We start from the raw sequence: 7,842 nt of genomic DNA, 5'->3' as shown, positions 1-7,842 counted from the left end.
CGGCATTGCGGTTATTTAACCGGGTTTTTTATTATGAAGCGATAGCCGTTTCTCCACCGCCAACATCTTGCTGGCGATTCGATGGCTGGGTGAAATATGTTTTATCTTCCCAGCGTAGGCAAGTTAGTTCACCACCCCAGCAGCACCCAGTATCCAGCCCGTAAATTCCTTCGGGCGTGCCTTTACCTTCCAGCGATGCCCAATGCCCGAATATAACGGAATATTCATCGGTAACCGGGCCTGAAATAGCAAACCAGGGTTTAAGAGGTGCAGGTGCGCTTTCTGGAGTGTCTTTGCAGTACATATCCAGTTGCCCATTCGGGAAGCAATAACGCATGCGAGTCAGTGAATTGGTAATAAAGCGCAAACGAGCAAGCCCTGAAAGTTCAGGTGACCAGTTGTTCGGCATATCGCCATACATTGCATCGAGGAATAATGGATAGCTGTCGCTTGAAAGCACGGCTTCAACATCACGCGCACAGGCCATTGCGGTATTCAAATCCCACTGCGGCGTAATCCCTGCATGTGCCATCACCAGCTTTTTCTCTTCATCAACCTGAATCAAAGGTTGGCGACGTAACCAGTTCAGCAGTTCATCGGCATCGGGTGCTTCCAGCAATTGGGAAACGCGATCTTTGGGTTTATTGCGGCTAATGCCTGCATAAACTGCCAGAAGATGCAGATCGTGATTACCGAGAACAATACGCGCACTGTCACCAAGCCCGCGCACAAACCGCAGCACTTCAAGCGAGCCAGGCCCACGTGCGACGAGATCGCCCGTTAGCCATAAAATATCTTTGCCAGGCGTAAACTCAACCTGTTGCAGCAGGGCTACCAGTTCATCGTAACAACCATGAACATCGCCAATCAGGTATGTAGACATCGTATCAGTGAATAAAGGCTGGGATAGCCAGACGGAATACGGGAATAGCGACACGGAAAGCATCGCCCTGAGAGTCGACCATTTCGTAATGGCCTTGCATGGTGCCAAGCGGTGTTTCAAGTACTGCACCGCTTGTGTAACTGTATTCGTTGCCCGGTTCAATATGCGGCTGGACGCCAATCACGCCCTCGCCCTGAACTTCAGTTTCATGGCCGTTTCCATTGGTGATAAGCCAATAACGACCAAGCAATTGCACCGGTGTTCGCCCCAGGTTGCGGATGGTTACAGTGTAAGCAAAGACGAACCGTTCGTTCTCCGGAGAGGACTGCGCTTCGATATAAACGCTTTGTACCTGAATGCATACGCGGGGCGAATTTAACATCGTTAACTCTCCTTTGGCTGCTGCTGTGGGTGCTCAGCCAAATAGTTTGCCAGTTGGCAATACTGTGCGACTGAAATGTTCTCAGCGCGTAGGGTTGCGTCGATTCCCAGCTCCGCCATCACCTCTGGGCTAAAAAGATGGCCAAGGCTGTTACGAATCGTTTTGCGACGCTTGTTAAAGGCTTCAGTAGTGATGCGGCTTAACACACGCAGCTCTTTAACTGGGTTCGGTATTATTGCATGTGGCACCAGGCGCACGACCGCAGAATCAACCTTCGGTGCAGGTGTGAAGGCCGTTGGTGGCACCTCAAGTACTGGGATCACATTGCAATAATACTGTGCCATGACTGATAAACGACCATACGCTTTACAGTTAGGGCCAGCAACTAAACGGTTTACCACCTCTTTTTGCAGCATAAAGTGCATGTCAGCAATGGCATCAGTATAGCTAAAGAGATGGAACATCAATGGCGTGGAGATGTTATACGGCAGGTTGCCAAAAACGCGCAACGGTTGACCGATTTTTTGCGATAGCTCTCCAAAATCCATCGTCATGGCATCTTGCTGATAAATAGTCAGCTTCGGTGCTAGGAATGGGTGCGTTTGCAGACGAGCAGCAAGATCGCGGTCCAGTTCGATGACGGTCATCTCATCCAGGCGTTCACCCACAGGCTCGGTTAATGCGCCGAGGCCGGGGCCGATTTCAACCATCGCCTGGCCTTTGAGTGGATTAATAGCAGAGACAATACTGTCGATAACGAACTGGTCATTAAGGAAGTTTTGTCCAAAACGTTTACGGGCTAAATGGCCCTGGTGGACACGAGTATTCATTGAGTATTAGCAATCATCTTGATGGCGAGATTAAGCGCCGTAATAAAACTGCCGACCTCGGCTTTCCCCTGACCGGCTAGATCTAGCGCGGTGCCATGGTCAACCGAAGTGCGGATAAAAGGTAAGCCTAGTGTGATATTCACTGCCCGACCAAAACCCTGATATTTGAGTACAGGTAAGCCCTGGTCGTGGTACATCGCCAGCACTGCATCGGCGTTATCGAGATACTTAGGCTGAAACAGCGTATCTGCCGGTAGTGGGCCAGAAAGTTTCATTCCAAGACCACGCATTTCATTCAGTACTGGAATGATGGTATCAATTTCTTCAGTGCCCATATGGCCACCTTCCCCGGCATGGGGGTTGAGGCCACAAACCAGAACATGAGGCTGCGCGATACCAAACTTGGTTTGTAGGTCATGATACAGGATGGAGATTATCTGGCGTAATAAATCTGGCGTGATTGCATCACTAATGGCTTTGAGAGGCAGGTGTGTGGTTGCAAGAGCTACACGTAACTCTTCAGTCGCCAGCATCATTACGACTTTTTCGCTGTGCGATCGCTCTTCGAAAAACTCGGTATGACCGATAAAGGGAATGCCAGCATCGTTAATGATGCCTTTATGTACGGGGCCTGTGATCAGTGCCGCAAATTCACCATTGATACAACCATCACATGCTCGAGCCAGCATCTCCACCACATACTCACCGTTCTTTACCTCAAGCAACCCTGGTTTGACAGGCGCTCGTAGTGCTATAGGTAGTATGGTAAGGGTGCCGGCAGCTTGCGGGCTTGCAGGAGTATCAGACGAATAAGGATTGAGCTGAAGAGGAAGACCGAGAAGAGCTGCACGTTCCAGGAGTAATTCGGGAGATGCTGCGACAACCACTTCGACAGGCCAGTCGCGCTGTGCCAGCGCGATGACCAGATCAGGACCAATCCCGGCGGGTTCGCCGGGAGTGATGACTACACGTTGGATATTAGCCATTGCTACCTATGACTTTCACATACGCAGATGCGCGTTGTTCTTGCATCCAGGTCTGTGCTTCTTCAGAGAACTTACGATTGAACAGCATACGATACGCGCGGTCTTTTTGCGCAGCATCAGTCTTATCAACGTTGCGAGTATCCATCAGTTCGATCAAGTGCCAGCCGAAGGAGGAGTGAACTGGTGCACTCAACTCACCTTTATGCATTTTCGACAGTGCATCACGGAAGGCAGGATCGTAGATATCGGTCGCAGCCCAACCCAAGTCACCGCCCTGGTTTGCTGAACCAGGATCTTCAGAGAACGATTTTGCTGCCGCAGCAAAGGTCGTTTTTCCACTCTTTATATCAGCTGCGATCTGGTTTAACTTAGCGCGCGCCTGGTCGTCACTCATGATTGGTGATGATTTCAGTAAGATATGACGAGCATGGACCTCAGTTACTGAAATGCTCTGGCTCTGACCACGCAGATCGTTCACTTTCAGGATGTGGAAACCAACACCTGAACGAATCGGGCCAATAACGTCACCTTTTTTCGCAGAGGTTAAAGCCTGAGCAAAAATAGATGGCAATTCCTGAATGCGTCCCCAACCCATTTGACCGCCTTTCAGGGCTTGCTGATCAGCAGAGTAGGTTATGGCTAGCTTGCCGAAATCAGCGCCACTTTGTGCTTGCGAAACGATGTCACGCGCTTGCTTTTCCGCATCGTCTACCTGAGTAGAAGTAGGGTTTTCCGGCAGTGGGATCAAGATGTGGCTCAGGTTCAGCTCGGTGCTGCTGTCGTTCTGGCTGCCCACTTGCTGTGCAAGAGCTTCAACTTCCTGCGGCAGAATAGATACGCGACGACGAACTTCGCTATTACGCACTTCCGAAATGGTCATCTCTTTGCGGATCTGAGCACGGTAAGTATTGTAATTAACGCCGTCATAGGCCAGACGGCTACGCATCTGGTCCATGCTCATTTTATTTTGGGCTGCGATATCAGCAATGGCTTTATCAAGCTGCTCATCCGTCACTTTAACGCCCATTTTCTGACCCATCTGCAGGAGAATTTGGTCCATGATCAGACGTTCAAGAATTTGATGACGCAAAGTGTTGTCGTCAGGAAGCTGTTGCCCGGCTTGTTGTGCACCGGTCTTCACTGACTGCATCATGCCGTCAACATCACTTTCCAATACCACACCGTTATTCACTACGGCTGCAACTTTATCGACCACTTGTGGGGCCGCGAAAGAGGTGTTCGCCACCAAGACGACACCGAGAAGCAGCGTTCTCCAATTCTTCATACTTTTTCCATTTCTTAGCCGCAAAGCGGACTGCTAATTCAAGTCAAAGTGAATTACATCGAGCTCTGATACGGCAGAATGTTTGAACGCAACATCTGCTGTGTGCCCAGGCCGTAGTTGGAACTCAGGCCACGTAACTCGATGTTAAAGCCAATTACGTTGTCGTATTTGCTTTGGTTATCTTCCCAACCGTTAATTTTGCGCTCATAACCTAAACGAATCGCATAACAGCAAGAGTTGTACTGCACGGCTAACATGGAGTCAGCTGCTTGTTGTGCCTTGGTATCGTAGTAATACGCTCCGACAACTGACCAGCGATCAACGATAGGCCAGCTCGCTGTCATCCCAACTTGTGAGATGCCATCTTTGTACTGGTCAGCAGTAATGTTGATGTTAGAAACAGTAGCGCCGATGTATTCAGGACTTGCGTAACGGTAGTTAAATTGTACCAGGCGATCGTTATCTTTACGATATTCGATAACGCCGTTACCGGTAGCAATGTTATCAAGACGTGTATCGTACTGTACGCCACCGCGTAAACCCCAACGGTCAGTCATGCGCCAATAGGTATCGCCAGCCCATACCACAGAACCTGTTTCGTCACCTTTTTCACTGTTAATCGTTTCATCACCAGTACGAGACTTGGTGAAGTAGTAGATTTGACCAACAGAAACATTAAAACGTTCAACAGCGGCGTCATCATAAACACGAGTTGTAACACCCGTGGTGACCTGGTTAGCAGATGCAATACGGTCAAGGCCGCCGTAAGTACGATCACGGAACAAGCCAGAGTAGTCAGATTGCAACAAAGCAGAATCGTAGTTGTTGATGTCACTTTGATCACGATACGGCACATAAAGATACTGTACGCGTGGCTCAAGGGTTTGCGCCCAGCCTGCTGCAGAGTCCATATCGCGGTCGAAAATCAGTTTACCGTCCATTTTGAATTGAGGCAGGGTACGGTTAACCGATTCTTCTAAGCTATTCGCACTAGCAAGTGTTTTTTGATAGTTCGCATTCTTTGGATTGGTCTTGAATTGCTTCAACGCGTAAGCCTGGTACTCTTCTACATTGGTCTGCTGATAGTGTGTTGCCATCAGCTTAGCTTCTGTATTCAGGCTCGCCCAACCATTGGATAACGGTAGGCTAATGGTTGGCTCAACATGCAAGCGTGTGGCTTCCGGCATGTTGTTATTGAAGTTTGTAAACTTAACCGCCTGACCGTAAATACGTGTATCAAACGGACCGACGTCATTTTGATAGTAGTTCACGTCCAGCTGTGGCTGCGCGCTATAGGAGTTAGCACCACTATTTTGCTGCGACTCAAATATCTGGAACTGTTTTGTCGCAAGTGTGGCGTCGAAGTTATCAACGGCATAACCAACACTAAATTTCTGCGTGGCGTAACCGTCAGTACTGGAACCATATTGCGAAGTAAAGTCGTTGAAATAGCTAGGATCGCTGACTTTGGTGTAGTCGATATTAAAACGCCACACCTGATCCATCACACCACTGTGTCTCCAGTAGAATAACCAGCGACGCTCATCCCCTTCCGGGTTCTTCGCTGTATCGTCTTTGTATTCGTCATCAGACAGCAGGTAGTCGAATTCCATCAAGCCCGCACCCGCTTCGGTCAGGTAGCGGAATTCGTTCTGCCATTGAGTACCACGTTGCTCCATATAGTGTGGAGTGATCGTGGCATCAAAGTTTGGTGCGATGTTCCAGTAATACGGTAGAGAAAACTCAAGGCCGTTATTTGTACTGTATTTCGCATTTGGGATAAGGAAACCGGAACGACGTTTATCACCAATTGGCAACTGCAAATAAGGGCTATAGAAGACCGGAACCGGGCCCAGTTTAAAACGGGCATTCCAGATTTCCGCAACTTCTTCTTCACGATCCTGAATCACTTCACTTCCCACAACACTCCAGGTATTAGAACCCGGCAAACAGGAAGTAAATGTGCCATTTTCCAGAATGGTATAGCGATTATTGCCGCGCTGTTTCATCAGATCAGCAGTACCACGGCCCTGGCGGTCTACCATTTGGTAGTCACCTTCCCAGACATTGGTATCTTTGGTATTCAGGTTTGACCAGGCTTTTGGCCCTTTAAGAATAACCTGATTATCATCGTAGTGTACGTTGCCGACAGCATCGACCGTGCGGACAGGATCCGGCTGACCTTCAACCTGTTTTTGGTGTAGCAACACTTCATCAGACTGTAGGCGGCTATTGCCTTGCTGAATATCAACGTTGCCAGTAAACACCGCATCGTCAGGATAATTTCCTTTTGCGTGATCGGCATTTATAGTGACAGGTAAGTTGTTGGTATCTCCCTTAATTAAAGGGCGATTGTAACTTGGGATACCAAGCATACACTGCGACGCAAGATCGGCAGCCATACCTTGTTGACTATACAGCGCTGCGCCAATCAAGGTGGCCAGCAAGGTGGGAATACGTTTTTTCATACGTGTTATTCGTTGTTCCATCATCAATGGCTTAGCGTCGGCAAACGGTCAGAGACTAACTTACTCATCACCACAGCGCTAGTGTTAATCCTTCCCGTTCAGCAGAGTGCCGTTAGGCACCGCTATCAATGACGGGTATGATAAAGCAAATTCTAGCCGACGGCATGACGATTTGGGGAGTATATGCAGTATTGGGGAAAAGTACTCGGTGTCGCAATAGCACTAATTATGGGTGGTGGCTTCTGGGGTGTGGTTTTAGGATTACTGATTGGCCATGCCATCGATAAGGTGCGTAGCCGTCGTCAATCCTGGTTTTCTAACCAACAACAGCGTCAGTCACTGTTTTTTAGCACCACATTTGAAGTGATGGGCCACCTGACTAAGTCGAAAGGGCGCGTCACAGAAGCGGATATTCAGATAGCCTCACTATTAATGGATCGCATGCAATTACATGGTGATGCGCGTAGTGCAGCACAACATGCGTTTCGTGTTGGCAAAGAAAATGGCTACCCGCTACGTGAAAAAATGCGTCAGTTACGCAGTGTGTGCTTTGGCCGTTTTGACCTGATTCGGATGTTTCTTGAAATTCAAATCCAGGCAGCGTTTGCTGATGGCTCTTTGCATCCTAACGAACGGGAAGTGTTGTACGTTATTGCGGAAGAACTCGGCATTTCACGCATTCAGTTCGATCAGTTCTTGCGCATGATGGAAGGCGGGCAGCAATTTGGTGGTGGATATAACCAGTCGCAAGGCGGTGGTTTCCAGCAACAACGTGGTCCGACACTCGAAGATGCGTGCAATGTACTCGGTGTCAAAAGTACGGATGATGCGACTGCCATTAAGCGTGCATATCGCAAATTAATGAGCGAGCATCACCCTGATAAGCTTGTTGCTAAAGGTTTACCGCCAGAGATGATGGAAATGGCTAAGCAGAAAGCGCAGGACATCCAGAAAGCGTACGATCTGATTAAGACGGCGAAAGGATTTAAATGACTAGTCCTGATATAC

7 protein-coding genes are annotated in these 7,842 nt (G+C 48.8%); 1 reads left to right on the top strand and 6 read right to left on the bottom strand.

What is annotated here, in order from left to right:
• Nucleotides 1–31: 31 nt before the first annotated feature.
• The 6 genes from apaH to lptD are packed head-to-tail and all read right to left on the bottom strand — an operon-like array spanning nucleotide 32 to nucleotide 6,834.
• A complete protein-coding gene (gene apaH, locus M979_RS14195) occupies nucleotides 32–883 on the bottom strand; it encodes a bis(5'-nucleosyl)-tetraphosphatase (symmetrical) ApaH (RefSeq protein WP_034459337.1) in 852 nt (283 codons plus the stop codon).
• 4 nt (nucleotides 884–887) lie between these two features.
• Nucleotides 888–1,265: a Co2+/Mg2+ efflux protein ApaG gene (gene apaG, locus M979_RS14190; RefSeq protein ID WP_034459334.1), complete on the bottom strand. Its 378-nt coding sequence runs from the start codon at nucleotides 1,263–1,265 to the stop codon at nucleotides 888–890.
• Nucleotides 1,266–1,267: 2 nt separating this feature from the next.
• Complete coding sequence (gene rsmA / locus M979_RS14185) at nucleotides 1,268–2,095, bottom strand: 16S rRNA (adenine(1518)-N(6)/adenine(1519)-N(6))-dimethyltransferase RsmA (RefSeq protein WP_034459332.1); 828 nt, start codon at nucleotides 2,093–2,095, stop codon at nucleotides 1,268–1,270.
• Nucleotides 2,092–3,081 (bottom strand): 4-hydroxythreonine-4-phosphate dehydrogenase PdxA, encoded by a 990-nt coding sequence (pdxA, locus tag M979_RS14180; protein ID WP_064555322.1) that lies wholly within the window; start codon nucleotides 3,079–3,081, stop codon nucleotides 2,092–2,094. The genes rsmA and pdxA overlap by 4 nt, the downstream gene beginning before the upstream one ends.
• Nucleotides 3,074–4,366 (bottom strand): peptidylprolyl isomerase SurA, encoded by a 1,293-nt coding sequence (surA, locus tag M979_RS14175; protein ID WP_064555321.1) that lies wholly within the window; start codon nucleotides 4,364–4,366, stop codon nucleotides 3,074–3,076. Before surA ends, pdxA begins: the two co-directional genes overlap by 8 nt.
• 53 nt (nucleotides 4,367–4,419) lie before the next feature.
• Nucleotides 4,420–6,834 carry an LPS assembly protein LptD gene (gene lptD, locus M979_RS14170; RefSeq protein WP_064555320.1) on the bottom strand — a complete coding sequence of 805 codons (2,415 nt, stop codon included), beginning with the start codon at nucleotides 6,832–6,834 and terminating at the stop codon, nucleotides 4,420–4,422.
• 183 nt (nucleotides 6,835–7,017) lie between these two features.
• Here lptD and djlA point away from each other — a divergent pair, with 183 nt between their 5' ends.
• Nucleotides 7,018–7,827, top strand: a complete 810-nt coding sequence (gene djlA, locus M979_RS14165; RefSeq protein ID WP_034459322.1) for a co-chaperone DjlA — start codon at nucleotides 7,018–7,020, stop codon at nucleotides 7,825–7,827.
• Nucleotides 7,828–7,842: the final 15 nt, after the last annotated feature.

This window comes from Buttiauxella noackiae ATCC 51607 (genome assembly GCF_001654865.1).
Classification (GTDB): domain Bacteria; phylum Pseudomonadota; class Gammaproteobacteria; order Enterobacterales; family Enterobacteriaceae; genus Buttiauxella; species Buttiauxella noackiae.
The sequence above is the reverse complement of the archived record's forward strand: the minus strand, read 5'-3'. Positions and strand labels throughout refer to the sequence as shown.